The organism is Pseudorhodoferax sp. Leaf267, from assembly GCF_001422405.1.
GTDB lineage: Bacteria > Pseudomonadota > Gammaproteobacteria > Burkholderiales > Burkholderiaceae_C > Pseudorhodoferax.
The window spans coordinates 397047-422692 of the sequence record NZ_LMMV01000021.1; the positions used below are offsets into that span (position 1 = coordinate 397047).

Sequence of the window (25646 nt, forward strand, 5' to 3'; positions counted from 1 at the left end):
CCTGCGCGCCAGGCGGGGGATGCGCCCGTGATGCCCGCACGCCGCCGCCCCAATGTGCCGCCGCCGCCACCGCCCGTGGCGGACACGGCCATCGAGGGCTACCAGCTACCCCAGCTGATCCGCGACCTGCGCAACTACCAGGCCGAGCTGGAGAGCCAGAACAAGGTCCTGCGCTACAGCCAGTCCATGGCCGAGGCGGCGTCCGAACGCTTCGAGACGCTGTTCTCCAGCGTGCCGCTGGCCCTGATGGTGATCGACGAGCACGACCTGGTCGTGCAGAGCAACTCCATGGCCCAGCGCTCGTTCCAGCCCACCGAGCGCGACCGGCCGCTGAACTTCCTGATGCCTTTCGTCAGCGCGGGCAGCGAGGCAACGGTGCGCGCGGCCTTCCGGCAGGCGCGCGAACAGGGCCACAGCGAGGCCAAGGAAGTGGTGTTCGCCATCGGCGAGCAGGGCTTCATCACGGGCGACCTGCACATCGCGCGGCTGGACAACGCGCAGGAAATCACGCACTACATCTGCGCCGTGATCGACCAGGGGCCGCTGCTGACGGAGCGGCGCGCGCTGCTCCAAAGCGGCGCCGAGCTGCAGCAGCGCAACGAGCAGCTGCGCAACAGCGAAAGCCGGCTCGAGGCCATCATCAATTCATCGTTGGACGCCATCCTGTGCGTGGACCGCGAACAGCGCATCACCGTCTTCAACCCGACCGCCGCCGCGCTGCTGCAATGCCCGCCGGCCGAGGCGCTGGGCAGCCCGCTTGAGCGCTTCTTTCCCGATGCGGCCGAGGCCCTGGAGTCCATGCACCAGATCTCCACGCAGGCGCTGCTCGGCGAGATGACGGCCGTCTCTGCCGGCGGCAAGGTCGTGCCGGTGGAGATCAGCGTGGCCTTCGGCGACACCACCACGCTGTTCGCCCGCGACCTGACCAGCCGCAAGCGCGCCGACGCGCAGCGCAACGCGCTGGAGGCCCAGCTGCGCGAGTCGCAGAAGATGCAGGCCGTGGGCACGATGGCCGGCGGCATCGCGCACGACTTCAACAACATCCTGCATGCCATCCTGGGCAATGTGGAGCTGGCGCGCGAGGACGCCGGCCTGAACGCCGCGGCGCAAGAGAGCCTGCGCGAGATCGACAAGGCCGGCCGCCGCGCACGCGACCTCGTGCGCCAGATCCTCACCTTCAGCCGCAACGAGGCGCCCAAGCGCACTTCGCTGGACCTGGCCGAGGTGGTGGTCGAGACCGAGCGCCTGCTGCGCGTGACGCTGCCGCCGGCCGTGGACCTGCAGCTCAACGTGCACCCCGGCATCGCGCCCGTGCTGGCCAACCGCACGCAGGTCGAGCAGGCCGTGCTGAACCTGTGCACGAACGCCATCCAGTCCATCGGGGAGCTGCGCGGCTCGGTCTGCATCGAACTGGAGAACGAGCAGCTGAGCGCGGCCCAGTGCGCGCGCCTGGGCCTGGCGGACAACCACTACGTGACGCTGGCCGTGCGCGACAGCGGCAAGGGCATGGACCAGGCCACGCAGGAGCGCATCTTCGAACCCTTTTTCACGACCAAGGAAGTCGGCCAGGGCACGGGGCTGGGCCTGGCCGTGGTGCACGGCGTGATGCGCAGCCACGCCGGGGCCGTGGACGTGCACAGCGCGCCGGGCCAGGGCAGCGTGTTCAAGCTGTACTTTCCGCTGGCGCAGGCGGAAACCGCACCGCCGCCGAGCGAGCCGGCGCCACCCGCCGCCACCATCCAGGGCCAGGGGCAGCACGTCATGTACGTGGACGACGACCAGGCGCTGGTGTTTCTCGTGGACCGCCTGCTGACGCGGCGCGGCTTTCGCGTCAGCGGTTTCTCCGATCCCCATGCCGCCGCCGCCGCGCTGCAGGAGCACCCGCAGGCCTACGACCTGCTGGTCACCGACTACAACATGCCCGGCTACTGCGGCGTCGACCTGGTGCGCGAGGCGCGCCGCATCCGGCCGGACCTGCCCGTGGCGCTGGCGTCGGGCTACGTCACGGCCGACATCGAGGAAGAGGCCATGGCCGAAGGTGCGCGCGCGCTGATCCACAAGCCCAACGATGTCGAGGAACTGTGCGCGACCGTACAGCGCCTGATCCAGGACAGCAGCCCCGGCTGATGCAGGACCTGCGCGTGCTGCACGCCGACGCGGCGCTGCTGGTGCTGGACAAGCCGGCCGGCCTGCTGGCCGTGCCGGGGCGCGGGCCGGACAAGCAGGACGCCCTGTCCACGCGCGTGCAGCAGGTCTACCCCGACGCGCTGATCGTGCACCGCCTCGACATGGCCACCTCGGGCCTGATGCTGATGGCGCGCGGCCCGGCTGCCCAGCGCGCCCTGTCGATGGCCTTCGAATCGCGCCAGATCGCCAAGCGCTATGAAGCCGTGGTCCATGGCTGCTGGGCCTTGCCTGCATCCAGCGACGGCTGGGGCCTGATCGACTTGCCGATCCGCCTGGACTGGCCACGCCGGCCGCTGTCCATCGTCGATCCGGTCAAAGGCAAGCCCAGCCGCACGCGCTGGCGCCTGTTGCACGCCGATGCCGACTGCAGCCGGCTTGCGCTGGAGCCCATCACCGGCCGCTCGCACCAGTTGCGTCTGCATCTGGCGGCGCAGGGCCATGCCATCCTGGGCGATGCGCTGTATGCGGGCGAAGCCGTGCAGCAGCGCGCGCCGCGTCTGCTGCTGCATGCCTGTGCCCTGGCGCTGGCGCATCCGGTGCATGGGGCGCCGATGCGCTTCGAGCACGCCGCGCCGTTCTGACGGGCCGCGCAGGCGACAGGCCTGCGCGCATTCGCAGGGCTATGCTGGCTGCGCCCACTACCGAGTAACAAGCGATGTCCCGTTGGACCGCCCTGCGCCCCGCCCTGCCGATCCTGATCGGCGCCTCGCTCATGCTGAGCATGGCCATGGGCCTGCGCCAGAGCCTCGGCCTGTTCATGCCGCCGCTCACGCGCGACATCGGCATCTCGGTGTCGGACTTCACGATCGCCATCTCGGTGCAAAACCTGGCCTGGGGTCTGCTGCAACCGTTCGCCGGCGCACTGGCTGTGCGTGTGGGCTTCCGCCCGCTGCTGCTGGGCGGGTCGGTGCTCTACCTCTGCGGGCTGGTGCTGCTGGCCTGCGCCCAGGGCTTGCTGGGCGTGTTGCTGGGCGCGGGCATCGCCATCGGCGCGGCCATGGCCTGTACCGGCAGCGCACTGGCCATGGCGGTGGCCGCGCGCGCCGTGCCCGCCACGCACCGCAGCATGGTCCTGGGCCTGGTGTCGGCCGCCGGCTCGCTGGGCGCGCTGGTCGCTGCACCGCTGGGCCAGGTGGTCAGCCAGGCACACGGTTGGCGCATGGGCGTGGCGGCCTTCGTGGTGCTGGCTCTGGCCATGCTGCCGGCCGCCTGGTTCGCCGGCCGGGCCGACCGCATTCCTGCTTCTGTGCCGCTGGCTGGCGCCGTGCAGCAGAACGCGCGCCAAGCCCTAGGTGTGGCGCTGCGGCACCACCCCTTCGTGGTCATGGCGCTGGCGTATTTCGTCTGTGGCATGCAGCTGGTGTTCCTCACCACGCACCTGCCCTCCTACCTCGACCTGTGTGGCATGGATCCGATGCTGAGCGCGCAGGCGCTGGGCCTGATCGGCGGCTTCAACGTGCTGGGCAGCCTGTTCTTCGGCTGGGCCGGCGGGCGTTGGCCGAAGCAGGCGCTGCTGGGCATGATCTACCTCGTGCGCTCGCTGGTGTTGGTCTGGTACTTCCGCACCCTGCCCACGGTGGAGAGCACGCTGGTGTTCGCTTCGGTCATGGGCTTTCTGTGGCTGGGCGTGGCACCGTTGGTGTCGGGCTGGATCGCAGATACGTTCGGCCTGCGCTGGCAGGCCATGTTGGCCGGTGTGGCCTTCTGCAGCCACCAGGTCGGCAGCTTCCTTGGTGCGTTCGGCGGTGGGCTGGTCTATGACCTGCTGGGCAACTACACCCTGGCGTGGCAGACCGGTGCGGCGCTTGGCCTGGCCGCAGGCGTCGTGCAACTCGGTTTCGCGCTGGGTCACAAAGGGCCGCCGCCCGGCATGACGCCGCAGGCCGCCACGCGCTGATCCATTTTTTTGCGCGGCGACAAGCGCGCCTCCCGAAAAGGCCAAAAAGCTGGCTATAATCATGGGCTACCGTTCCTCAATAGCTCAGTTGGTAGAGCGCCGGACTGTTAATCCGTAGGTCCCTGGTTCGAGCCCAGGTTGAGGAGCCAAAGACAAGCAAAGGCCTCGCATCTGTGCGGGGCCTTTCTCTTTGCGGATGGGGCGGTGCTTGCAATTTGCAGCCTCCTCCCTCATCTCCAGAGACATGAACACTCTGCAATCCTCCTCACAGCACACGGACTTGGTGCCCTTGCGCGTTCTGGCAGCTTTGCTCGACCGCTTGGAAGGCAGCGCTGTCCGTGTCGATCCCGCCCAGTATGCGAACGTCGTATCGCACTTGTCGCAGGCGCTTTCGGCAGCGAAGCCGGGCGATGCGTTGGGGGCATTGCTGAGTGCGCATCCGGCGGCGGCCGAGTTGTACGAAAATACGCATTACGAGGTCGCTGGCCTGTGCCGTTCGCCATTGGATGCATCCATGGCGGCCGAGCAACAAGCCAGGGCCGTCATCCAGCGCGCAATGCAATCACCCAGGGAGAGTTCTGCCAATGGCCAAAGCTGAAGCAAAAACCGCAATATTGGCCGATGGGCTACGTTACAAGTCCAAGGTCTCCGGTTCGCCCTTCACTGCTGGTACTTCGATGGGCGGCTCCACGATGTCGTGCTTCCTGTGCGGCAAGCACCGCCTGCGATCGCAGCTGGGCACCCGCAAGGTGGTGGGCAAGTCGCAGGCCGTCTGCGCACCCTCTTGCAAGGAACTCGACGCCCTCCTGGCGCGTTGAGCTGGCGGCGCCCGGCGCGCCACCCTCCTTCACTTGATAGATTTGCACCGCCCTGACGCTTACGTCGGGCGGTGTTGGCGTTTGGTCGATCGCCGGCCCGATGGCGGCCGGCGGCAAACGGGCTACGATGGGCGGTTCTTCCACACGCAGGCGTTGCGAGCGCCGAGACCCCCATGCAGTACCGCAACCTCGGCAAGAGCCCGCTGAAAGTTTCTTCGCTGTGCCTGGGCACCATGATGTTCGGCGACCAGACCGAGCAGCCAGAAGCAGCCGACATCGTGGCCCATTCCCATGCCCATGGCGTGAATTTCATCGACACGGCCGACGTCTACACCCAGGGCGCCTCCGAGGAGATGCTGGGCCGGATCCTGCCCGCCACACGGCATGACTGGGTGCTGGCGACCAAGGTGGGCAACAAGATGTCGGATCGCGTCAACCACAGCCACTACGCGCGCAGCTGGATGCTGGCGGAGGTGGAGAACAGCCTGAGGCGGCTGCAGACCGACTACATCGACATCTACTACCTGCACCGCGACTTCGACGGCCTCGACCTGGAAGAGCCGCTGCGCGCGCTGGACGCCATGCTGCGCGCCGGCAAGATCCGCTACTGGGGCATCTCCAACTTTCGAGGCTGGCGCATTGCCGAAACGGTGCACATGGCAGCGCGGCTCCACATGCCCGGCCCGGTCGTGTGCCAGCCTTACTACAACCTGCTCAACCGCATGCCGGAGGTCGAGGTATTGCCGGCCTGCCACCACCATGGAATCGGCGTCGTGCCCTACAGCCCGATCGCGCGAGGCGTGCTGTCCGGCAAGTACGCTCCGGGCGTTGCACCGGCAGCGGACACCCGCGTCGGCCGTGGCGACCGCCGCGTGCTGGAAACCGAGTTCCGCGAAGAATCCCTGCGCATCGCGCAGCAACTGCAGGCGCATGCGCTGGCGCGTGGCATCACGCTGGCGCAATTTGCCACCGCATGGGTGCTGGGCAGCGGCACCGTATCGTCGGTCATCGCCGGCCCACGCACCCTGGCGCAGTGGAAGGACTACCTGCCCGCCATCGACGCGCAACTCACGAGGGAAGACGAGGCACTCATCGACAGCCTGGTGCCCATCGGCCATCCGTCCACACCCGGTTATTCCGACCCGTCCTATCCCGTGGCGGGGCGACGCGCGCGGGCTTTGGGCTGAGCGCTTGCGACGGATCAAATGATCGTGAATAAGTCACGTGCTTCGGCCCTGAATGCAGGGCCATGTCGTCGCGCTGTCACCCTGCACACCTACAGTCGATTGCTGACGGCGGTGCGGCCCGTACCCGCACCAAGCAGATCGACAGGTTGGAGTGTCGGCGCCGTCGCCAAACACCTCGCGCGCCCTGTACCTGGGCGCCTGCGCCGCGGAAATCACGCTTCTGTCCTACAGACGCGAAATGCACCCGCCGGTACAACTCAGCCGATAGCAACAACACTCTTCACGGAAAGAGCCAGATGATCAAAATCGGGATTGTGGATGACCATGCCATCGTGCGGTCCGGGCTGCGGCAGTTCTTTTCGGATCATGTGGATCTGCGTGTCGTCGGTGAAGCGGCAAGTGGCCGCGAAGCCATCGACCTGGTGCGCAACACCGAGATGGATGTGTTGTTGATGGACCTGTCCATGCCTGGGCAGACCGGCATCGACGTGCTGGCCATGATTCGCGCGAAGGCACCCGACCTGGGCATCCTGATCCTTTCGGGCTACCCGGAAGAACATTACGCGATGAACTTGATCCGCCAGGGCGCCAGCGGCTACCTGAACAAGGAATGCGATCCGATGGAGATCGTCAACGCGATCCGCACCGTGGCCATGGGCCGGCGCTACATCACACCAGCGGTCGCTGAATTGCTGGCGCAGCAGATCAATCGCAAGGGCGATGAAGCCCCTCACGAGCAGTTGTCCGAGCGCGAGTTCCAGGTGTTCCTGAAGCTGGCCAAGGGCGAGACAGCGGGCGATATCGCCAAGACCTTGTCGTTGAGCGTGAAGACCGTCAGCACCTACCGCACACGGCTCATGGAGAAGCTCAACCTGAGCTCCAACAGCGATCTGACCTACTACGCGCTCAAGAACAAGCTCATCGACTGATCGCGCCGGGAACCAAAACAAAAGGGCTCGCAAGAGCCCTTTTTTGTTGACGCGCGACACACGCGTGCGGGCTCAGCTCCACCGCACCCCTGCCTCTTTTTCCGATGACGGCCGCTGCTGCAGCGCCAGCACCAGGTCCACGCCCTGGTCGCTGCGACGCAACACCACGCCCTCATCCTCGGCAAGCGCTTCCAAGTCCTGCCAGGTCAATCTCCGATACGCCTTGGCGCGGCCTGGCGGCTCGTCTCGCTCGATCGGGGTCAGCGTCAGCGACACCGTCACCGCATCGGGCGAGGTCTGCACGGCAACCTCCACCTGCGCAGCACCAGGAGCGTTGTCGGTCAGTGCCATGAGGGCGGCCGGCAGCAGCGTGCGCAACGTGAGGCGGCCGACCAGTGCGTCCTGTCCTGCGGCGGCATTGACGACGGAGAAGCCACGGAACGACAACTCGGTGGCCAGCAAGTGCAAGCAGTCCTCGACACCCTCGCCCACCGCGACGAGTTCGCCATCGTGCGGGGCCACCCAGCTCATCAAGGCCACGCACTCGCTGCTGGCCGAGCGCGACAGGCCGCTCATCTCGGTGGCGTTCTTGCGCAAGGCCTCGACGTTGGGCGTTGGCGCCTGCATGCGGCGCTCCAGCAGCGAGGCCAGCATGCTGACCGGTTGCAGCGACCCCGCGATCTGGTGCCGGATCGCCGAGCCCATGCGCCGCAGCACTGCGTAGCGCGCCGCCTCGTGCAGGGCTGGCGGTGGCGAATCAGTCATGGCGTCGGCCCCAATCAGCGGCGCCTTGGCGGCGGGCAGCGTCGCAATCGACATGGACGAGAACTCCCGAGTGTGTGCAATGCGCGACGGTACTCCGCCGACATCCGGTCACACGGTCAGGCTAGGGCACGAACGCTTGTAGGCGGACGCCGACAGTTGTGTACCGCGCTGTGCTCAACGGTGTGCAAAGCGCCGCGCTACCAGTGCCAGCGCAACGGCAGCAATGCCCATGAAACACAGGAATGACCAGTTTGCGATTGAGCCACCGAGGAAGGTCCAATCGATGGCCGCGCAATCGCCGCCACCACGGAAGATCATGGGGATCGCGCGCTGCAGCGGAAAGGTCTCGATCATTCCGTAGAAATCGCGCCCGCACGACGCCACTTCAGGCGGATACCACTGCAGCCAGCTCTGGCGCGCCGCCACGAACGCGCCGAAGCCTGCCAGGGCCAGTGTCAGCACTGCGCCACCCACCAACGCGCCCCGGCTGCGGAGCAGCGCCGTGACGCCGGCCACGATCGCGATCAGCACCATGGCATAACGCTGCACGATGCACATCGGACAAGGCTCCAGGCCCACCACGTGCTGCAGGTACAGCCCGAAACCCAACAACGCCACACAGGCCAGACTGACTAAGGCCAGCACCTTGCGCGGTGACTGGTCCAACATTCGCAACAGCATTCCCACCCTTTCCAAGCGGCACTTCTTGTTTGGCGTCACCCGGATGGGCGGCGCCGCGTATTGTGCTGCGATGGAGGACGGCGGCCGGTTTTAGTTCCGCGGCGCGTTCAATCCTCGCGACGCCAGCCGCGGCCGCGGCCGTCTTCGTGGTCGCGACGCTCGTAGCGGTCATAGCCGCGCCCGTAGCCGGGCCGCACGACCACCACCGGCGGCGGCCCCACGACGGCCGGAGCCACCACCACCGGGCGGCGCCCGTAGTAGCCATGCCCCACGGGCGCCACGACACAGCCGCTCAATGCGACGCAAGCCAGAACGGCAGCACAGGACAGACGCTTCATACAGAACCTCCACAAGGGGATGACGAGACCTGCATTCAACGGCCGGCGATCGCTGTGGCCGACATCCGCGCGGTGAAGTTCTGTAAAGCCGCACTGAAGTGACTGCAGCACTTCAAAGATGATGGACAACATTTATTTTGCAATCCCATCTATGATGCTCATCATTTATCAGACGCAGGAGAGAGCCGCCATGCCGCGCGTATCCCAGCAGCAGACCGACCAGAACCGCATCGCCATCGAGAAGGCTTCGGCCAGGCTGTTCCGCGAGAAGGGCCTGGCCGGCGTCAGCGTGGCCGAGGTCATGGCCGCGGCCGGCCTCACGCACGGCGGCTTCTACGGCCACTTCTCGTCCAAGGAAGGCCTGGCCGCCGTGGCCTGCAGCAAGGCCTTCGAAAGCTCGGGCGAGCGCTGGAACCGGCGTTTCGCCGAGCTGCCCGATGCCGCCGCGCGCCGCCGTGCCTATGTGGAGGGCTACCTGGCGCCCGCCACGCGCGACCGGCCCGGCAGCAGCTGCGCCGCTGCCGCCCTCGCCGGCGATGTGGCGCGTGCCGAGCCGCAGGCGCCGGTGCGGCCGGCCTACCTGGCGGGGGTGAAGGGCATGGCCGCGCGACTGGCCGCCGTGCAACCCGACACCACGCCGAATCCCGAGCAGCAGGCCCTGGCCGACCTGGCGCTGCTGGTCGGCGCGCTGCTGCTGTCGCGCGCCACCAAGGGCGATGCGATTTCGGACGAGATCCTGTCCAGCGCCCGCGCTGCACTGCTGCGCAACACGGAGTCCACGACATGAGCGCCCTGCCCTCCGCCACCGCTCCTGGCAGCAAGGCGGCAGCCGCAGCCCAGGCCCGCTCCGCCCGCCTGCTGCACGGCCCGGTGTTGCCCACGCTGTTGTTGCTCGCCGCACCCAACCTCATCGTGATGCTCTCCCAGGCCGCCGCCAACTTCCTGGAAAGCTACTTCGTCGGCTTGCTCGGCGTGGACGCGCTGGCCGGCGCCGCGCTGGTGTTCCCGCTCGTCATGCTGATGCAGACCATGTCGGCCGGCGGCATGGGCGGCGGCATCTCGTCGGCGATTGCGCGCGCCATCGGCGCGGGCGACCGCGACAAGGCCGAGGCGCTGGCCCTGCATGCGCTGCTGATCGCGCTGGGCTTCGGCCTGCTGTGCATGCTCGGCGGCCTGGTGGGCGGGCCGTTGCTTTACCGCGCAATGACGGGCAGCTTTCCGGTGCAGCAGGCGGCCCTGGCCTATTCCAACGCGATCTTCATCGGTGCCGTGTTCCTGTGGCTGGCCAATGGCATGGCCAGTGTGCTGCGCGGCAGCGGCAACATGGCGCTGCCGGCCCTGGTGCTGTCGGGCGGCGTGCTGCTGCTGCTCGTGGCCTCGCCGCTGCTGATCTTCGGCTGGGGCCCGCTGCCCGCGCTGGGCATCATGGGTGCCGGGCTGGCGCTGGTTCTGTATTACGTCGCCGCCGCGGCGGTGATGTTGACGGCCGTGCTGCGCGGCTCGGGCGGCGTCAAGCTGCACTTCAAGCACACGCTGCGCTGGCCGCTGTTCCGCGACATCCTGGGCGTGGGCGGGCCGGCCATCGTCAACAACATCACCTTGAACCTCTCGGTGCTGACGGCCACGGCGCTCGTCAGCCCGCTGGGCAGCCCCGCGCTGGCCGGTTTCGGCCTGGGCATCCGGCTCGAATACCTGCAGATCCCCATCGTGTTCGGCTTCGGCGCGGCCATGGTCGCCATGGTGGGCATGAACACCGGCGCGGGGCAGCTGGTGCGTGCACGTCGCGTCGCGTGGACAGGCGCGCTGATGGCGGCTGGCGCAACGGCCATCGTGGGCCTGGCCGCCGCGCTGTTCCCGGCCGCCTGGCTGGGCCTGTTCACGCAAAACGCCGAGGCCATCCGCGTGGGCACGCAGTACCTGCGCACGGTCGGGCCGGCGTATGGCCTGTTCGGGTTGGGCTTGTCGCTGTACTTCGCGTCTCAGGGCGCGCGGCGCATGGGCTGGAGCCTGGTCGCCGGTGCGGCGCGGCTGGCCATCGTCTACGTGGCCGGTCACCTGGCGCTGAAGATGGGTGCCGGGCTGCCCACGCTGCTCGTGATCATGGTCGTGGCGCTGGCAGCGTATGCGCTGCTGAACGCCTGGCCCTGGTTCGCGCGGCCACAGGACCGGCCGCGCGGCTGATCAGGCGGCGGCGTTCAGCCGCACCCAGGCCACGTACTTGTCCACCCAGCCCTGCAGGAACTTGCGGCTGGCCTCGCCGATGCTGCCGTCGGCATCGAACAGACCATCCTTGGCCTGGATGAAGGCTTCTGGCTGGCCCAGCGTGGGCACATCCAGGTAGGCCAGCACATTGCGCAAATGCTGCTGCGCCAACGCAGTGCCGATGGCACCGACCGAGGCGCCGATCACGCCGGCCGGCTTGCCCGCGAACGCGCTTTGGCCATAGGGCCGCGAGGCGTGGTCGATGGCGTTCTTCAGCACGCCCGGGATCGAGCGGTTGTACTCCGGCGTCACGAACAGCAAACCCGTCGCGCCCTTGATCTGCGCTTTGATGCGCTTGACGCTATCGGCCTGGTTGGCGTCGTCGTCCTGGTTGTAGAGCGGCAGGTCGCCGATCTCCACATGCTCGAACGCGAAGTCCGCCGGGGCCAGCTTGGCCAGGCCGTCGGCCAGCTTCTTGTTGAACGAGTCCTTGCGCAAGCTGCCGACGATGACAGCGATCTTGATCTGGGCCATGGAATCTGCCTTTCGAATGTTCAGGGAGCCAGCACCTTACGCGAACTTCAGAAGCCCGGCACCACCGTGCCCTTGAACTCCGTCTGGATGAAGCTGCGCACTTCTGCCGAGTGGTAAGCCTTGACCAGCTTGGCGACCCAGGGCTTGTCCTGGTCCTGCGCGCGCACGACCAGCACGTTCACGTAGGGCGACTTGGCGTTCTCCTGCGCGATCGCGTCCTTGGCGGGGTTCAGGCCGGCCGGCAGCGCGAAGTTGGTGTTGACGGCCGCCGCATCCAGGTCGTCCAGCGACCGCGCGAGCTGCGCGGCCTCCAGCTCGACGAAGCGCAGCTTCTTGGGGTTCTCGATCACGTCCAGCGGCGTGGCCTTCAGGCCGGCCGAGGGCTTGAGCTTGATGAGGCCCTTGTCCTGCAGCACCAGCAGCACGCGGCCACCGTTGGTCGGGTCGTTCGGGATGCCGAAGCGTGCGCCCTCCTTCAGGTCCTTCAGGTCCTTGACCTTCTTGGAATACAGCCCGATCGGGAAGTTGACCGTGTTGCCTACCGCCACGAACTTGTAGCCGCGGTCTGCCACCTGCAGATCCAGGAAGGGCTTGTGCTGGTAGCTGTTCAGGTCCAGGTCGCCGGCGGCCAGCGCGGCGTTGGGCTGGATGTAGTCGCTGAACTCGACAACCTGCAGCTTCAAGCCGTCCTTCTCGGCGATGCGCTTGACCTGCTCGAAGATCTGCGCGTGCGGGCCGGCGGTGACGCCGACCTTGAGCGTCTTGTCCTGCGCGACCGCGGCGGTGGAGGCCAACAGCGCCAGTGCGAGGGTGGAGATGAACGTACGTTTTTGCATTGTTGAAAAGTCCCTGAAGAAAAAGAGAGTCAGTGCCGGATGCGCCGCACCAGCCAGTCGCCCGCGCTCTGCAGCACCTGCACGAACACGATGAGCACCAGCACCACGGCCGCCATCACCTCGGGCAGGAAGCGCTGGTAGCCGTAGCGGATGCCCAGGTCGCCCAGCCCGCCGCCGCCGATGGCGCCGGCCATGGCCGAGTAGCCGGTCAGGCTCACGAGCGTGATGGTCAGCGCGGCCACGATGCCGGGCAATGCCTCGGGCAGCAGCACCTTCCAGACGATCTGCCAGGTGCTGGCGCCCATGGCCTGGGCCGCTTCCACGAGGCCGTGGTCCACCTCGCGCAGTGCGGTTTCCACCAGCCGCGCGACGAAGGGCGCGGCCGCAATCGTGAGCGGCACCACGGCCGCGGCCGTGCCGATGGACGAGCCCGTGATGAAGCGCGTGAACGGAATGATGGCCACCAGCAGGATGATGAACGGCGTGGAGCGCACCGCGTTCACGATGCCGCCCACGGTGCGGTTCACGGGCGCGTTCTGGCGCACGCCGCCATGGTCCGTGAGCCGCAGCCACACGCCCAGCGGCACGCCGATCAGCGCGCCGGCCAGGCCCGAGATGCCGACCATCACCACCGTCTCCCACAGCGAGGTGACGAACATCTCGCGCAAGGGCGCGTTGAAGGTCTCGAGGAAATCAAACATGGGCCACTCCTTGCGCCAGGGGCTGCACGCTCACACCCGCCTGCCGCAGATGCGCGATGCCGGCCTGCAGCTGGTCGGCCGCGCCGCGCGCGAACACGGCCAGCGTGCCGAAGGGCTGGCCCTGCACCTCGTCGATCTGTCCGTGCAGGATGGACAGGTCCAGCCCGAAGCGGCGCACCAACTCGGTCAACAGCGGCTGGTCTGCACCATCGCCTGCGAACGCGAGACGCAGGCCCTGGCCTTCGCCCGCGGGGCTCGCGCCCATCAGCGTGCGCAGCCGCGCCAGCACGGAGTCCGGCAGCTCCTGCGGCACGATCTCCTCGATGAGGCTGCGCGTGGTGGCGTGCTGGGGGTTCGAGAACACATCGATCACGCGGCCCTGCTCCACGATCTGGCCCGCGTCGATCACAGCCACGCGCTCGGCCACCTGCTTGATGACCTGCATCTGGTGCGTGATGAGCACGATGGTCAGGCCGAAGTCCTTGTTGATCTGGCGCAAGAGGCCCAGGATGGAGCGCGTCGTCTCCGGGTCCAGGGCAGACGTGGCCTCGTCGGACAGCAGCACCTTGGGCCGGTTCGCCAGCGCCCGGGCGATGCCCACGCGCTGCTTCTGCCCGCCGCTCACCTCGGCCGGGTAGCGCCGGGCCAGGGCCAAGAGGCCCACCAGGTCCAGCAGCGGCGCCACGCGCTGCTTGATCGCGGCCTTGTCCAGGCCCGCGATCTCCAGCGGCAGCGCCACGTTGTCGTACACGGTGCGCGAACTCAGCAGGTTGAAATGCTGGAACACGATGCCGATGTCGCGGCGCGCCACGCGCAGCGCGGCCTCATCCAGCGTGGTCATGTCGCGGCCATCGACCAGCACCTGCCCGGCCGTGGGCCGGTTCAGCAGGTTGATCACGCGGACCAGCGAGCTCTTGCCCGCGCCGCTACGGCCGATGATGCCGAACACCTGGCCCGCGGCCACGTTCAGGTCGATGCCGCGCAAGGCCTGTACCGGGCCTGTGGCACCCTGGTACGTTTGGGAGATTCCCCTTAACTCGATCATCTTCGCCAAGCCGGTCACCACCTCGTGGCGCCTAGCTCTCTTGTTGTCTGCAGGGGCGAGACTCTAAGGGTTTTTACCAGTTCGCCAAACGAATACTAAATTCGATGGACATATCGAGATGAATATATGAACCGAAGCGGCATCGTGCTGCACGTGGCGGGCCTGTGGATGCTGTCGGGCCTGGATGCCACCGGCAAATACCTGGCCCTGGCCGGCGTGCCCATCCTCATGGTGGCCTGGGTGCGCTATGCCGTGCACACCTTGCTCTCCAGCGCCGTGCTGCTGCCGCGGCGCGGGCGCGGCCTGCTGCGCACCACCTCGCTCGGCGGCCAGCTGCTGCGCGGCGTGCTGATGATCGCATCCACGCTGCTGTTCTTCTCGGTCTTGAAGCGCGTGCCGCTGGCCGAGGCCACCGCTATGAACTTCATGGCGCCCATCATGCTCATGGCGCTGGCGCCCTGGCTGCTGCGCGAGCCGCACCGGCTGCACCGCTGGTGCGGCGTGGTGCTGGGCTTCGGCGGCATGCTGTTGGTGGTGCGGCCCGGTGCGGGGCTGGACACCGTGGGCGTGCTGCTGGGCCTGCTCACGGCGCTGACCTTCGCCTGCTTCCAGATCGCTACGCGCCGGCTGGCCCAGGACGACCCGCTCACCACCAACTACTACGGCGGCCTGATCGGCACCGTGGCGCTGAGCTGCGCCCTGCCCTGGTTCTGGCAGACGCCGAACCTCACGCCGTGGCAATGGGCCCTGCTGCTGTCCACCGGCGTCACGGGTGCCATCGGCCACGGCCTGCAGTCAGCCGCCTATGCGCGCACGCCGGCCACGCTGCTGGCGCCGTACAGCTATCTGCAGATCCTGAGCGCCGCGGCCCTGGGCTGGGCCGTGTTCGGCCAGTTGCCGGACGCGATCACGGTGCTGGGCATCGTGTGCATCTGCGGCGCCGGCCTGGCCGTGGCGCTGTACGAGCGTGCCCTCAATCGCGCAATGCGCGCAGCGCCAGCGCACCCTGCAGCAGCGCACAGCCCACCACCGCCGCCAGCGCCACCGTCAGCGAACTGCCGTGCGCCACGAAGCCGATGATGGACGGCCCGGCCATGAAGCCGCAGTAGCCCACGGCCGCCACGGCCGAGATGCCGTGCGCCGGCGACACGCCCGGCACCTGGGCCGCCGCGCTGAACAGCACCGGCACCACGTTGGCCAGCCCCACGCCCACGAGCGCGAAGCCGATGAGCGCCAGCACCACGCTGTCCGACAGCAGCACCAGCGTCAGCGCCGCCGCCGCCAGGCCGGCGCTCGCGCGCAGCAGGCCCACGGACGACCAGCGCGCGCGCAGCCGGTCGCCCACGAAGCGCGTGGCCGCCATCGCGGCCGAAAAGCTGGCATAGGCCAGCGCCGCCTGCTCCTGCGGCGCGGCGCGCTCGGTCTGCAGGAACAGCACGCTCCAGTCGTACATCGCGCCCTCGACCACGAAGCCCAGCGCGCCCAACAGGCCCACCAGCGCCAGCCGGCCACGCGGCAGCATGAAGCGGCCATGCGCCACTGCCTCTGCCGCGGCCTGCGGCGCCAGCGGCAGCATCTGCCGCACGCTCCAGGCCAGCAGCGCGGTGCAGAACACGGCCGCGCCCATGAGCTGCAGGTTCGGCGTGACCTGCAGGGTGAACATGAGCCCGCCCACCCCGGCACCCACCATGCCGCCCAGGCTGAACATGCCGTGGAAGGCGCTCATCAGCGGCCGGCCCGCCTGGCGCTCCAGCTCCGAGGCATCGGCGTTCATCGCCACGTCCAGCAGCCCCATCGCGGCACCGAACACTGCCAGCAGCGCCCACAGCAACACGGGATGCGGCATGCGCAGCAGCAGCACCAGCGCAACGGCCGACAGCAGGCCGCCCCACCAGGCCACACGGCGCGCGCCATGGTGTGCGATCAGCCAACCGGCCTGCGTGAGCCCCAGCACCGAGCCCAGGCCGGCCGCCAGCACCAGCCCGCCGATGGCGCCCACACCCAGGCCATAGGTCTCCTTGACGGTCGGGATGTGCACCCCCCAGGCAGCAAACAGGAATCCGGCGGCGAAGAAAAGCAGGCGCGCCGCCCAGTGCGTGCGCGCGTTCGAGATGGAAAAAGGCATGGCACCGACGATAGCCGACGCGCATGGCGCGGCCGCATGCTTCGGTGGCGGCCAGGTGCCGGCCGGCCAACGGTCACGCAGCAGTGAGCCCATCGAACACATCCAGCGTGGGAAATGCGGCACGGCCGCGAAGGCAGTCCCAGAGAAAGATGGCAAATCCAGGGTCGCCGGTCCACAGTGAGTAACGCATCTTGCCGTACTTCTGCGTCAGCGCTTCTGTCTGCGCGATTCCGTGCACAGCGAAGGCCCGCGCGCGCTGCAGCCATATCGCGTCGCGCGTTCTGGCATAGAGCTTCAGGAAAGCATAGCCATTGCCGCCTGTGCCGTGGCACAGGTTAGAGCCCTTCGTCAGCGGACCTGCCGCCCAGACCGCATCTCCAGCTGCGATGAGTACGTCATCCAGCGCATGGCCAGGCATGTCGGCCAGGCAGATCAAAAATCCCGGAGCGCCGTGGCAATACTGCATGAGCAATGGTTTTCCGGGCAAGGAAGTGAGCCGTGCGCGCCAGTTGGCTTGCCCCCCCTCCCAGGTCGCGGTGCGCAACACGGTGTTCTCGATGCACCCTTGCCACGCGGCCCAGTCCGCTTCGGCTAGCAAGGCCCGGCCGCGAATCAGCGGCAATGCCGTGCCAACAAAGCCGTGGACGGCATCGATGTAGGTGGACTGGCTGCCATACAGATCCTGGGTCCAGTAGTGGCAGGAAAACTCCTCGGACCACAACAATTACGACCACAGCAAGGCCGCGGTGCCGCGAAAGAGTTCCGCCCAGCGTTCATCGCCGGTGCGTCGGTGCAGGAAGTGTGCGGCGAGCAGAGAGCCGGGCGAGCCCCCCATCAGTTCACGAGCCGGGTGCTCCATGTTGCCCGCGATCAACGCGGCCAGTCGATTGGCGGTCGCAGGCCGCTGCTGTGTAGCGAATTCGAGCAGGCGAATGGGGAGTTCGCCCATCATGAAAGATCCGGCGTACGCGGCTGCTCGCTCGCCCAGCCATGTGTCGTTGCGCGCCATCAGCTCGGCCAACGAAGCGGCATCCCGGTAGTTGCGCTGTAGCCGTACCGCGCCAACGTCTTGCAGATAGTGCAACGCCCATACCACGCCGCAGGCACCGAAATACAGTGGTGTGAGGGGCGTTCGTGGCCCGTCGCCGGGATCCACGTCATGCGGGTGCGGCGGCCACCAGCCCTGCGGCGTGAACCTGGATTCTGCGTCGGCAGTGATCCGCTCGATGCAGGCGCGCACCTTGGCTTCGTCCCATCGCAGGTGCTGAAGCGCTTCGTGACGCGCGGGTTCAAACAACATGGCGCACTCCCGATTCGGCGGCAGCGCCGTGAGCGCACGACATTGGCCCAGAGCTCAGGCGCCTTGACGTCCGCTGTCGGCCGCGGCCATCGAAGGGCTCGGCTGAGCTGGCGCTGGCCACTCGAAATGTATCTGCTGCAGGCGGTGGTCTGCCGATGCCGGGCCTGGTTCAGTGTCTATGTTCTCCTGCAGCAGCACCAAGGCCGGGGCGACCGTGCCCCCGCGCGGCAGTGCTATCGTGCTCTTGCGCGTCGGCGCGACACCCTAGAACGAGCTCCACCATGAACCTCGCCTCCACCGCACTGCTGGCCCTGGCCATGTCCACCGACGCATTCGCCGCCGCCGTCGGCAAGGGCACGGCCTTGCAGAAACCCAAATGGTCCGAGGCACTGCGCACGGGCGCCATCTTCGGCGTGATCGAGACCATCACGCCCGTCATCGGATGGGCGCTGGGCTACGCCGCTGCAGGCTACGTCGAGAACTGGGACCACTGGATCGCGTTCACGCTGCTGACGGTGCTGGGCGCGCGCATGATCTTCGCGGCCCTGCAGGCGCCAGACGCCGAGGAAATCGAGAAGCCCACGCGGCACGGCTTCTGGCTGCTGGCCATCACGGGCTTTGCGACCAGCATCGATGCCATGGCCGTGGGCGTGGGCCTGGCGTTCCTGAACGTGAACATCGTGCCGGTTGCCGCCGCCATCGGTTTCGCCACCTTCGTCATGGTGACCATCGGCGTGATGGTCGGCCACCTGCTCGGCAAGGTTGCCGGCCGCTGGGCCGAGGCGATCGGGGGCGTGCTGTTGATCGGGATCGGGTTGGTGATCTTGTATGAGCACTTGACGGCGGTCTGACCTCAACCCGCCATTGCCTCGTGCACCAGCCGCATGAGCTCGGTCGGCACGACGGCCTCGCCCAACGCACCGGCCGCCGTGCAGCGCGCCGCCACGGCAGCGCGGCGCTCGGGGCGGAACTCGCCGTGGTAGACCACCACGGGCATGGTGTGGCGCTCGGCGCGCAGCGCCTGCAAGAGCGTGAGTGCCGCAGGTTCAGCGTCGTCGGCACGCGACCAGTCGGTCAGCACCAGGTCGAAGCGCTCGCCGGCGGCCGCATCTGCATCGATGCGCGCCATCGCCTCGGCAGTCGAACGCACGGCCACGACCTCGATCTGCAGCTTGGCCAGCACCGCCATCTCGCCGCGGTTGTTGTCGGGCCGGTCGTCGACCCACAGCACGCGCTTGGCGTCGCGCACATCGATCAATGCGCGCGTCTCTTCGGCCAACTGCGGGCGCAGGGCCTGGTCGACGGCGTGGCCGCTGCGCGATCGCTCGGCCGTGTCGATCTGCTGCACGACGCCAGCCACGACCTCGTCGAGCAGACCATCGGCCTGCACTGCCCCTGCCTGGGCCGGCCCGCGGCGCCTCCGCGGGGCGGGCGCGGACACCGCGGCCGGCGGGCGCCGCCCACGGATCCATTCGACCGTCACGCGCAGACCCTTGGCGACATTGGTCCAGGCTTCGTCCTGGCTGGCCCAGGAAGCGACCGGCTTCAGATCGGTCGGCAGGCCCTGCAGGTGCATGAACGGCGCGCCCTCCAGATCCACCGCCCGCACCACGATTGGCACGGCCACGCAGGACTGCTGCGCATGCCGCTCCAACGCGCGCTTGAGCTCCACGCCGAAGATGTAGTCGCTGTTCATGAAGTCGGCGCTGACGAGCAGCAGCACCAGCTCGGCGCTCTCCAGGCTTTCGTCGATGGCCTGCGCCCATTCCTGTCCGGGCCTGATCTGGCGGTCATGCCAGGGGCGGATGAGGCCCTTGCGCTCCAGCAGCTTCAAATGCTTTTCGAGCTCCTTGCGCAGCACCTCGTCCTCATGCGCGTAGCTGTAGAACAGGGTCACCGGGCGGGTATCGGGTTCGGGCACGTTCACTCCTTGATGGCGTGACGGTCACCTCCGCCGTCGCACGGCCCCGAGTGTGGCGCGATGCAGGGCCAGGCTGCAAGCAGGCCCCGATCCGAGAGGGCACCGCGCCGCCCCCCAGGCGCTCCGCCGTCTTGCGGGCCGAGCCTTTCCCTTGCCGGCGCAATGGGGTGCGCGGCAGGCACGCCCGTTGGCCTACCGCACGCGCGACTGGACTGCGGTGCGGGACTCCATTGTGCGAGCCGACGCAAGCCCGCGGATGCGCTCAGGCCGCGCTCGCGCAACCGCCGGCGCGCCGAGCGGCCGTCCGCCGTGCCAGGGCCTGCGGCACCACGGGTTCGACATAGGGGTCGTCGAAGTTCCAGCCGCAAGTGCCAGCCAGGCCGGCGGCCATCATGGCTTCGTACTGCTCGGCGTTGACGGCCACGATGCAGATCGCCGGCTCGCCGTCGCCATTCGTGGCGGGCAACCACATCAGGCAGCCCTTGCCCGTGCGGTAGCTGTGCGCCTCGTCCGGCACGGGCACGCCCACGCCACGCAATTTGTCCCGAATCTTCATGACCGCCTCCACAAGTTGGATGGTGCTGTTGCGCCGCCTGCCGACCGCAAGGGCCTCACCAGTCTCTCGGGCATGCCGGCCTGCCCTTGTCGGACGAAGCCGGGTCGTGGAGTCGTGGCTTGGCGCGCGCCAGGCGCAAGCGTCCGGCTATTCGCCCGCCGGCTCCGGCGCGTCCAGCACTTCGCGCACGCGGGCGCCGAGCTCGTCGATGTTGAAGGGCTTGCCGATCAGGTGCACGCCCGGGTCGAGCACGCCGTTGTGCACCACGGCGTTGCGCGTGTAGCCGGTGGTGAACAGCACCTTGAGCCCGGGGCGGCGCAATCGGGCCTGGTCGGCCAGCTTGCGGCCATTGACCTCGGGCATGACCACGTCGGTGAACAGCAGCGTGATCTCGGGGTGGGCGTCGATGAGCTTGAGCGCCTCTGCAGCGCCGTCGGCTTCCAGCACACGGTAGCCCAGTTCGGTCAGCGCCTCGACCGAGAACTGGCGCACGGCGGGCTCGTCTTCCACCACCAGCACCAGTTCCTGGCCATCGCCGAGCGGCACGTCGGGCCTGGTGTCCAGCTGCGTGTCCGCCTCGGCCGCGCCGACCAAGCGCGGCAGGTAGACCTTGACCGCCGTGCCCTGGCCGACCTCCGAATAGATCTTCACGTGGCCGCCGGACTGCTTGACGAAGCCGTAGACCTGGCTCAGCCCCAAACCCGTTCCGCGGCCGACCTCCTTGGTCGTGAAGAAGGGGTCGAACGCCTTGGCGATGACCTCGGCCGACATCCCCGAGCCGGTGTCGCTGACCGCGATCATCACGTACTGGCCGGGCGCCAGGCCGATGTGCTCGGCCGCGTAACGCTCGTCCAGATGGCAGTTGGCGGTCTCGATGGTGAGGCGCCCGCCTTCGGCCAGCGCCATCGCATCGCGGCTGTTCACGGCCAGGTTCAGGATCACGTTCTCGAGCTGGTGCGGATCGGCGTGGGCGCGCCACAGGCCGCCGGCCAGCACGGTTTCCAGCCGCACGTCGCCGCCCAGCGAGTGGCGCAGCAGGTCCGACATGCCGGCCACGAGCTTGTTGGCGTCCACGGGCTCGGGCTTGAGCGGCTGCTGGCGCGAGAACGCGAGCAGGCGTTGCGTGAGCTGGGCGGCGCGTTTGGCGCCGTCCTTGGCCGCGTCCACATAGCGCCGCGCGCGCGCGTCGTCGCCGACGTAGCGCCGGCCCAGCAGGTCCAGCGAGCCGATCACCACGGCCAGCATGTTGTTGAAGTCGTGCGCGATGCCGCCCGTGAGCTGCCCCACGGCCTCCATCTTCTGGGACTGGCGCAGGGCCTCCTCGGTCCGCAGCCGCTCGGCCACCTCCTCGGCCACCCGGTTCTCCAGCACCTCGTTGAGCTCGCGCAGCGCCAGCTCGGCCCGGCGGCGCGCCGTGATGTCCTGGAACAGCACGGCGACCTGGCGGCGCTCGGGAGGCTCCACGCGCAGGGCGGCCAGCTCCAGGTAACGGCCGGTGCGCACGAGCTCGCGCTCGAAGCGGACCGGCTCGCCGGTCAGCAGCACCCGGCGGTAGACCTCCACCCAGGCATCGGCCTCCTGCGGCACCATCTCGCGCACGCGCTGGCCCACGACGTCGGGAATGCCGGCGTTGGCCGCGTAGGCCGGGTTGGCCAGCACATGCACGTAATCGCTGAGCGGGCCTTCGGGGCCGTCCAGGAACTCGATGACGCAAAAGCCCTCATCGATGGTCTCGAACAGGGTGCGGAACTGCCGTTCGCTCTCGCGCAGCGCGGCCTCGGCGGCCTTGCGCTCTGACAGGTCCAGCATGGCGCCGATCATGCGCAGCGGCCGGCCCTGCGGGTCGCGCAGCACGGTGCCGCGGTCGAAGATGTCGGCGTAGCTTGCGTCGGCGCGCTGGAAGCGGTATTCGTCCGACCAGGCGAAGCGGCCGCTGTCGATCACGTCGTGGATGCTGGCCTCCACGCGCGGCCGGTCCTCGGGGTGAATGTGGTCCAGCCACCAGTCGGCGCTGGTCTCTTCCTGCGTGTGGCCGAACAGCGTGAACAAGGCCTTGTTCCAGACCACTTGGCCGTCGGCCAGGCGCCAGTCCCAGATCGCGTCGTTGGTTGCCAGCACCGCCAGGCGGTAGCGCTCCTCGGTCTCGCGCTTTTGCGCCTGGCGCAGCTCGGTGTCGGCGATGCGCTGCTGCAGGTCGACATTGGCCTGCTCCAGCGCCTGCTGCGCCGTGTGCCGCGCGGTGACGTTGGTGGCGGTGCCGAACCACTCCACGATGTGCCCGGCCGCGTCGCGCACCGGGATCGCGCGCGACAGCGCCCAGCCCAGCGTGCCGTCGACCTGGATCACGCGGTGTTCCAGCTCGAAGGTGCTGCCGGACTGCACGGCAGCCTGGATCGCGCGGGTCACGCCGGCTCGGTCGTCGGGGTGGATGTAGTTCTGCAGCCAGGTGCTGTCGGGCGCGCTCGCATCGGCGATGAAGCCCTGGCCGTTGAGCTCCAGCATGCGCGTCCAGTCCGCGCTCATGCGGTAGATCACGTTGCTGCTGGCCAGGGTCAGCGCCTGCAGGCGTGCCTCGCTGGCTGCCAGCCGGTGCTGCGCAAGCACCTTGTCGGTGGTTTCCCAGACCGTGCAGGCCAGGCCCTGGACGGCGCCGTGGGCGTCGCGCAGCGGCAGATAGAGAAAGGTGAACCAGGCCTGCACGGGCCGGCCCTCGCGGTTTGCCGGCAGCGGCAGGTCGTCCCGGTACAGCGCCTGGCCTGCCAGCGCAGTGGCCACCAGCGGGCCGACTTCGGCCCACATCTCGGCCCAGACCTCGCGCAAGGGCGCGCCCATCGCGGCCGGGTGCTTGCTGCCCAGCATGCGCGCATAGGGTGCGTTGTAGACCATGGCCAGGTCGGGCCCCCAGGCCAGCCACATGGGCACGGGCGAGTCGAGCAGCAGCGACACGGCGCCGCGCAGCGCCAGCGGCCAGCCCTGCGGGTGGCCAAGGGAAGAGGCGGCCCAGTCCCGCGCCCGCAACAACGCAGCCGTGGGTGTTCCGTCTGGAAGGAAGTGCGCCAGGGGCGGCGCACCGGCCTCCTGCAAGTCTCTGTCGTTCATCGTCGCGCCTGTGATCCTGGCGCATCCATGCCCGGCGGATCGCCCCGATTCAGTATCGCATGCGGACGAATCGCTCTAGTTTGCCGGCCATTTTTCGAGCGCTGCGGCCGGCAAGCTCAGCCGCCCGGCTTGCCGCCCGCGGCCAGCACCTGCTGCAACAGGGCATGGACCTGCGCCGGATCGACCGGCTTGACCAGATGGCCGGAGAAGCCGGCCTCGGCCGTGCTGCGCAGGTCGGTGTCGGCGCCGAAGCCGCTCAACGCAACCACGGGAAGCCGCTCGCTGAGCGCGCGGCCGATCTCCACGCCGCTGGCGTCGGGCAAGCCAAGATCGGTCAGCACGATGTCGAACGGCTGTGCCTGCGCGGCCTGCAGCGCGTCGGCCACGCTGCTGGCGTGCGCCACCTCGTAGCCGAAGTCTTCCAGGCACAGCTGCAATACGCGCGCCGCGCTGGGGTGGTCCTCGACCAGCAGCACGCGCGCGCCCTGGCTGGCCGCGGGTGCGTCGGCACGCCCGGCCGGCCCCGGCGCACTGCTCGGCTGGCCCTGCGCGAGCGGCAGGCGCAGCGTGAAGCACGCACCCTGCCCCGGCCCGTCGCTCTGCACCTCGAGCTCGCCGCCATGCGCCTGCGCCAGATGCCGCGCAATGGCCAGGCCCAGGCCCAGGCCGCCGCGCTCGCGCGCCACGTCGCGGTCGGCCTGCTCGAAGGCCGTGAAGATGCGCTCCAGGGCCTCTGCCCTGATGCCCACGCCCTGGTCGCTGCAAGCCAGAACCAGCTGGCCGTCCTGCAGCTGGCTGCGCAGCGCGATGCGGCCGCCAGGATCGCTGAACTTGATGGCATTGCGGATCAGGTTGGCGACGACCTGCTGCAGCCGCACGGCGTCGCCATGCACCAGTGCCGGGCCGGGCGCGAGCGCCACCTCGATCTGCATCTGGCGTTCGGCGACGGCACCGGCCAGCATGCGCACGGCCTCCTGCACCACGCCGTGCATGTCGATCACGGCCGGCTGGATGCCCAGCTTGCCGCTGGAGATGGCCGAGATGTCGAGCAGGTCGTCGATCAGCCGGGCCTCGACGGCGACGTTGCGCTGGATCACGGGCACCAGGTCGCCGTAGCGCTCGGGCACGGTCGCGGTCTTGGCCAGCAGGTGGATGGCGGAGGCCACGGCGGCCAGCGGCGCGCGCAGCTCGTGCGACAGCACGGCGATGAAGCGGTCCTTGGCCTGGTTGGCGCGCTCGGCTTCTTCCTTGGCCTCGCGCAGGGCCTGGCTCGCAAGGTAGTCGGCCGTGGTGTCGCGCGTGATGCTGCAAAAGCCCTGCAGCTCGCCAGCCTCGCCATGCAGCGGGGTGAGCACGTCCTCGGCCAGCAGCGGCGAGCCGTCGCGTCGTCGCATCCACCGCTGCCTGACGGCGCGCTGTCGCTCGCTGGCCTCGTGCAGATCGCGGCGCCAGCCGTCGACGGCCTCGGCATCCTGGGGCAGCAGCAGCGTGGCGGGCTGGTGCACGACCTCGTCGCGCGTGAAGCCGAACATGGTCTGCGCGCCCTGGTTCCAGCTGGTGATGCAGCCCTGCGCGTCGAGCAGGATCACGGCGTAGTCGCGCAGCGACTCGACGATGCGGCCGAACAGCCGGTCGGCCTCGCGCAGCCGGCGTTCAGCCTGGTCGCGCGCCTGGCGTTCGCCGACCTCACGCAGCGCGCGGTCCAGCACCAGCGGCAACCGCGCCAGGCGGCTCTTGCTGACGTAATCGGTGGCGCCGCCGCGCATCAGCTCGACGGCGTTGTCCTCGCCGATGACGCCGGACACGAAGATGAACGGCAGCTGCGGCGCCATGCGCCGCGTGATCTGCAGCGCCTGGCCACCGCCGAAGCCGGGCACCTCGTAGTCGGACAGCACGGCGTCGAAATGCTGCTCGCGCAGCGCGCGCGTGAACTCGGCCTCGGTGCGCACGAGCGTGCACGTGGCCTGCGGGTAAGCGGCGAGCAGAGCCTCCTGCAGCAACTCGCCGTCGAACGCGGAGTCCTCCAGCAGCAAGACAGCCAGCCTATTCATTCATACCGCCGGCTGGCGCGCAGCGAGCCCGGGGGCGGCTCGTTCAGCACGGCCCAGAAGATGCCCAGGTCGGCGATGGCCGAGACGAACTGGCTGAACTCCACGGGCTTGACCACGTACGCGTTGACACCCAGCTCGTAGCTCTTCACGACGTCGGCCTCCTGCTGCGAGGAGGTCAGCATCACGACCGGGATGCTGCGCAGCGCGGGGCTGGCGCGCACGGCCTCCAGCACTTCCAGGCCGTTGACCTTGGGCAGCTTCAGATCCAGCAGGATCACCGCCGGGTTGCCTTCTGCGCGGTCGGCGTGCTGGCCTTCGCGGCGCAGGTAGTCCAGCGCCTGGGCGCCGTCGCGCAGGACCACGACCTCGTTGGCCAGCTGGCTGCGTTCCAATGCGACCAGGGTCAGCTCCAGGTCGCGGGCGTCGTCTTCGACGAGCAGGATGGGTTTGAGCGCGTTGTGCGGTTGGCTCATG

The 25646-nt window shown here is 68.6% G+C and carries 26 protein-coding genes and 1 tRNA gene; 12 read left to right on the top strand and 15 right to left on the bottom strand.

Going from position 1 to position 25646, the window contains the following annotated elements:
• The first annotated feature begins 30 nt into the window (after positions 1 to 30).
• The 8 genes from ASF43_RS18960 to ASF43_RS18995 all read left to right on the top strand — a co-directional run bounded on the left by ASF43_RS18960 (position 31) and on the right by ASF43_RS18995 (position 7018).
• Positions 31 to 2127, top strand: coding sequence for an ATP-binding protein (locus ASF43_RS18960; RefSeq protein WP_082497966.1), 2097 nt, complete (start codon positions 31 to 33; stop codon positions 2125 to 2127).
• Positions 2127 to 2768 (top strand): pseudouridine synthase, encoded by a 642-nt coding sequence (locus ASF43_RS18965; RefSeq protein WP_056184239.1) that lies wholly within the window; start codon positions 2127 to 2129, stop codon positions 2766 to 2768. Before ASF43_RS18960 ends, ASF43_RS18965 begins: the two co-directional genes overlap by 1 nt.
• Before the next feature lie 74 nt (positions 2769 to 2842).
• Complete coding sequence (locus ASF43_RS18970; RefSeq protein ID WP_056184241.1) at positions 2843 to 4084, top strand: MFS transporter; 1242 nt, start codon at positions 2843 to 2845, stop codon at positions 4082 to 4084.
• A gap of 73 nt (positions 4085 to 4157) precedes the next feature.
• A tRNA-Asn gene (locus ASF43_RS18975) sits at positions 4158 to 4233 on the top strand.
• A gap of 95 nt (positions 4234 to 4328) precedes the next feature.
• Positions 4329 to 4682 carry a hypothetical protein gene (locus tag ASF43_RS18980; protein ID WP_082498016.1) on the top strand — a complete coding sequence of 118 codons (354 nt, stop codon included), beginning with the start codon at positions 4329 to 4331 and terminating at the stop codon, positions 4680 to 4682.
• The gene (locus ASF43_RS18985) at positions 4669 to 4902 is read left to right on the top strand and encodes a hypothetical protein (protein WP_056184245.1); all 234 of its coding nucleotides are present in this window, start codon (positions 4669 to 4671) and stop codon (positions 4900 to 4902) included. Before ASF43_RS18980 ends, ASF43_RS18985 begins: the two co-directional genes overlap by 14 nt.
• A gap of 173 nt (positions 4903 to 5075) precedes the next feature.
• Positions 5076 to 6089 carry an aldo/keto reductase gene (locus ASF43_RS18990; RefSeq protein WP_056184247.1) on the top strand — a complete coding sequence of 338 codons (1014 nt, stop codon included), beginning with the start codon at positions 5076 to 5078 and terminating at the stop codon, positions 6087 to 6089.
• A 314-nt stretch (positions 6090 to 6403) separates the two neighbouring features.
• Complete coding sequence (locus ASF43_RS18995; RefSeq protein ID WP_235578311.1) at positions 6404 to 7018, top strand: response regulator transcription factor; 615 nt, start codon at positions 6404 to 6406, stop codon at positions 7016 to 7018.
• 72 nt (positions 7019 to 7090) lie between these two features.
• Here ASF43_RS18995 and ASF43_RS19000 read toward each other — a convergent pair whose 3' ends face one another.
• The 3 genes from ASF43_RS19000 to ASF43_RS31800 form a co-directional block, all read right to left on the bottom strand.
• A complete protein-coding gene (locus ASF43_RS19000) occupies positions 7091 to 7837 on the bottom strand; it encodes a hypothetical protein (RefSeq protein WP_056184249.1) in 747 nt (248 codons plus the stop codon).
• A gap of 120 nt (positions 7838 to 7957) precedes the next feature.
• A complete protein-coding gene (locus ASF43_RS19005) occupies positions 7958 to 8464 on the bottom strand; it encodes a disulfide bond formation protein B (RefSeq protein WP_056184250.1) in 507 nt (168 codons plus the stop codon).
• A gap of 107 nt (positions 8465 to 8571) precedes the next feature.
• On the bottom strand, positions 8572 to 8934 hold the full coding sequence (locus ASF43_RS31800) for a hypothetical protein (protein ID WP_235578301.1): 363 nt from the start codon (positions 8932 to 8934) through the stop codon (positions 8572 to 8574).
• 58 nt (positions 8935 to 8992) lie between these two features.
• Between ASF43_RS31800 and ASF43_RS19010 the strand changes: the two genes are divergently transcribed.
• Complete coding sequence (locus ASF43_RS19010; protein ID WP_056184607.1) at positions 8993 to 9589, top strand: TetR/AcrR family transcriptional regulator; 597 nt, start codon at positions 8993 to 8995, stop codon at positions 9587 to 9589.
• Entirely contained in the window at positions 9586 to 10983 is a 1398-nt protein-coding gene (locus ASF43_RS19015) for an MATE family efflux transporter (RefSeq protein WP_056184252.1), read from the top strand. The genes ASF43_RS19010 and ASF43_RS19015 overlap by 4 nt, the downstream gene beginning before the upstream one ends.
• On the opposite strand, the gene ASF43_RS19020 is transcribed toward ASF43_RS19015, so the two are convergent.
• From ASF43_RS19020 to ASF43_RS19035, 4 genes are read right to left on the bottom strand one after another with little or no spacing between them, the layout of a single operon-like run.
• Complete coding sequence (locus ASF43_RS19020; RefSeq protein WP_056184254.1) at positions 10984 to 11538, bottom strand: NADPH-dependent FMN reductase; 555 nt, start codon at positions 11536 to 11538, stop codon at positions 10984 to 10986.
• Between the two features lie 47 nt (positions 11539 to 11585).
• Positions 11586 to 12374: a MetQ/NlpA family ABC transporter substrate-binding protein gene (locus tag ASF43_RS19025; protein ID WP_056184257.1), complete on the bottom strand. Its 789-nt coding sequence runs from the start codon at positions 12372 to 12374 to the stop codon at positions 11586 to 11588.
• A gap of 29 nt (positions 12375 to 12403) precedes the next feature.
• Positions 12404 to 13075 (bottom strand): methionine ABC transporter permease, encoded by a 672-nt coding sequence (locus ASF43_RS19030; protein WP_056184259.1) that lies wholly within the window; start codon positions 13073 to 13075, stop codon positions 12404 to 12406.
• Positions 13068 to 14120, bottom strand: a complete 1053-nt coding sequence (locus ASF43_RS19035) for a methionine ABC transporter ATP-binding protein (protein WP_056184609.1) — start codon at positions 14118 to 14120, stop codon at positions 13068 to 13070. The genes ASF43_RS19030 and ASF43_RS19035 overlap by 8 nt, the downstream gene beginning before the upstream one ends.
• A 126-nt stretch (positions 14121 to 14246) precedes the next feature.
• Between ASF43_RS19035 and ASF43_RS19040 the strand changes: the two genes are divergently transcribed.
• Positions 14247 to 15200 (top strand): DMT family transporter, encoded by a 954-nt coding sequence (locus ASF43_RS19040; RefSeq protein WP_056184261.1) that lies wholly within the window; start codon positions 14247 to 14249, stop codon positions 15198 to 15200.
• On the opposite strand, the gene ASF43_RS19045 is transcribed toward ASF43_RS19040, so the two are convergent.
• The 3 genes from ASF43_RS19045 to ASF43_RS19055 form a co-directional block, all read right to left on the bottom strand.
• Positions 15094 to 16245 (bottom strand): MFS transporter, encoded by a 1152-nt coding sequence (locus tag ASF43_RS19045; RefSeq protein ID WP_056184611.1) that lies wholly within the window; start codon positions 16243 to 16245, stop codon positions 15094 to 15096. The two genes, ASF43_RS19040 and ASF43_RS19045, sit on opposite strands and share 107 nt — an antisense overlap.
• 73 nt (positions 16246 to 16318) lie before the next feature.
• Entirely contained in the window at positions 16319 to 16969 is a 651-nt protein-coding gene (locus ASF43_RS19050; protein ID WP_056184263.1) for a LanC-like protein, read from the bottom strand.
• A complete protein-coding gene (locus tag ASF43_RS19055) occupies positions 16970 to 17545 on the bottom strand; it encodes a hypothetical protein (protein ID WP_056184265.1) in 576 nt (191 codons plus the stop codon).
• 281 nt (positions 17546 to 17826) lie between these two features.
• Between ASF43_RS19055 and mntP the strand changes: the two genes are divergently transcribed.
• Positions 17827 to 18396, top strand: coding sequence for a manganese efflux pump MntP (mntP, locus tag ASF43_RS19060; RefSeq protein WP_056184267.1), 570 nt, complete (start codon positions 17827 to 17829; stop codon positions 18394 to 18396).
• Positions 18397 to 18398: 2 nt separating this feature from the next.
• Here mntP and ASF43_RS19065 read toward each other — a convergent pair whose 3' ends face one another.
• The 5 genes from ASF43_RS19065 to ASF43_RS19085 form a co-directional block, all read right to left on the bottom strand.
• Complete coding sequence (locus ASF43_RS19065) at positions 18399 to 19466, bottom strand: toll/interleukin-1 receptor domain-containing protein (RefSeq protein WP_056184613.1); 1068 nt, start codon at positions 19464 to 19466, stop codon at positions 18399 to 18401.
• 262 nt (positions 19467 to 19728) lie between these two features.
• Positions 19729 to 20022 (bottom strand): hypothetical protein, encoded by a 294-nt coding sequence (locus ASF43_RS19070; RefSeq protein ID WP_056184268.1) that lies wholly within the window; start codon positions 20020 to 20022, stop codon positions 19729 to 19731.
• Between the two features lie 147 nt (positions 20023 to 20169).
• A complete protein-coding gene (locus tag ASF43_RS29970; RefSeq protein ID WP_200932572.1) occupies positions 20170 to 23121 on the bottom strand; it encodes a PAS domain-containing protein in 2952 nt (983 codons plus the stop codon).
• Between the two features lie 116 nt (positions 23122 to 23237).
• Complete coding sequence (locus tag ASF43_RS19080; RefSeq protein WP_082497967.1) at positions 23238 to 25172, bottom strand: response regulator; 1935 nt, start codon at positions 25170 to 25172, stop codon at positions 23238 to 23240.
• The gene (locus ASF43_RS19085) at positions 25169 to 25645 is read right to left on the bottom strand and encodes a response regulator (RefSeq protein ID WP_056184272.1); all 477 of its coding nucleotides are present in this window, start codon (positions 25643 to 25645) and stop codon (positions 25169 to 25171) included. The genes ASF43_RS19080 and ASF43_RS19085 overlap by 4 nt, the downstream gene beginning before the upstream one ends.
• Position 25646 lies beyond the last annotated feature (1 nt).

What these genes read in the sequence shown, in the direction of transcription:
- ASF43_RS19045 (WP_056184611.1), bottom strand. Translation starts at nt 16,245, where the DNA reads ATGCCTTTTTCCATCTCGAACGCGCGCACGCACTGGGCGGCGCGCCTG.
- ASF43_RS18985 (WP_056184245.1), top strand. Translation starts at nt 4,669, where the DNA reads ATGGCCAAAGCTGAAGCAAAAACCGCAATATTGGCCGATGGGCTACGT.
- ASF43_RS19010 (WP_056184607.1), top strand. Translation starts at nt 8,993, where the DNA reads ATGCCGCGCGTATCCCAGCAGCAGACCGACCAGAACCGCATCGCCATC.
- ASF43_RS19020 (WP_056184254.1), bottom strand. Translation starts at nt 11,538, where the DNA reads ATGGCCCAGATCAAGATCGCTGTCATCGTCGGCAGCTTGCGCAAGGAC.
- ASF43_RS19030 (WP_056184259.1), bottom strand. Translation starts at nt 13,075, where the DNA reads ATGTTTGATTTCCTCGAGACCTTCAACGCGCCCTTGCGCGAGATGTTC.
- ASF43_RS19070 (WP_056184268.1), bottom strand. Translation starts at nt 20,022, where the DNA reads ATGAAGATTCGGGACAAATTGCGTGGCGTGGGCGTGCCCGTGCCGGAC.
- ASF43_RS19005 (WP_056184250.1), bottom strand. Translation starts at nt 8,464, where the DNA reads ATGCTGTTGCGAATGTTGGACCAGTCACCGCGCAAGGTGCTGGCCTTA.
- ASF43_RS29970 (WP_200932572.1), bottom strand. Translation starts at nt 23,121, where the DNA reads ATGAACGACAGAGACTTGCAGGAGGCCGGTGCGCCGCCCCTGGCGCAC.
- ASF43_RS19055 (WP_056184265.1), bottom strand. Translation starts at nt 17,545, where the DNA reads ATGTTGTTTGAACCCGCGCGTCACGAAGCGCTTCAGCACCTGCGATGG.
- ASF43_RS19000 (WP_056184249.1), bottom strand. Translation starts at nt 7,837, where the DNA reads ATGTCGATTGCGACGCTGCCCGCCGCCAAGGCGCCGCTGATTGGGGCC.
- ASF43_RS31800 (WP_235578301.1), bottom strand. Translation starts at nt 8,934, where the DNA reads ATGTTGTCCATCATCTTTGAAGTGCTGCAGTCACTTCAGTGCGGCTTT.
- ASF43_RS18970 (WP_056184241.1), top strand. Translation starts at nt 2,843, where the DNA reads ATGTCCCGTTGGACCGCCCTGCGCCCCGCCCTGCCGATCCTGATCGGC.
- mntP (WP_056184267.1), top strand. Translation starts at nt 17,827, where the DNA reads ATGAACCTCGCCTCCACCGCACTGCTGGCCCTGGCCATGTCCACCGAC.
- ASF43_RS18980 (WP_082498016.1), top strand. Translation starts at nt 4,329, where the DNA reads ATGAACACTCTGCAATCCTCCTCACAGCACACGGACTTGGTGCCCTTG.
- ASF43_RS19025 (WP_056184257.1), bottom strand. Translation starts at nt 12,374, where the DNA reads ATGCAAAAACGTACGTTCATCTCCACCCTCGCACTGGCGCTGTTGGCC.
- ASF43_RS19015 (WP_056184252.1), top strand. Translation starts at nt 9,586, where the DNA reads ATGAGCGCCCTGCCCTCCGCCACCGCTCCTGGCAGCAAGGCGGCAGCC.
- ASF43_RS18960 (WP_082497966.1), top strand. Translation starts at nt 31, where the DNA reads ATGCCCGCACGCCGCCGCCCCAATGTGCCGCCGCCGCCACCGCCCGTG.
- ASF43_RS19040 (WP_056184261.1), top strand. Translation starts at nt 14,247, where the DNA reads ATGAACCGAAGCGGCATCGTGCTGCACGTGGCGGGCCTGTGGATGCTG.
- ASF43_RS19080 (WP_082497967.1), bottom strand. Translation starts at nt 25,172, where the DNA reads ATGAATAGGCTGGCTGTCTTGCTGCTGGAGGACTCCGCGTTCGACGGC.
- ASF43_RS18990 (WP_056184247.1), top strand. Translation starts at nt 5,076, where the DNA reads ATGCAGTACCGCAACCTCGGCAAGAGCCCGCTGAAAGTTTCTTCGCTG.
- ASF43_RS19085 (WP_056184272.1), bottom strand. Translation starts at nt 25,645, where the DNA reads ATGAGCCAACCGCACAACGCGCTCAAACCCATCCTGCTCGTCGAAGAC.
- ASF43_RS19035 (WP_056184609.1), bottom strand. Translation starts at nt 14,120, where the DNA reads ATGATCGAGTTAAGGGGAATCTCCCAAACGTACCAGGGTGCCACAGGC.
- ASF43_RS18965 (WP_056184239.1), top strand. Translation starts at nt 2,127, where the DNA reads ATGCAGGACCTGCGCGTGCTGCACGCCGACGCGGCGCTGCTGGTGCTG.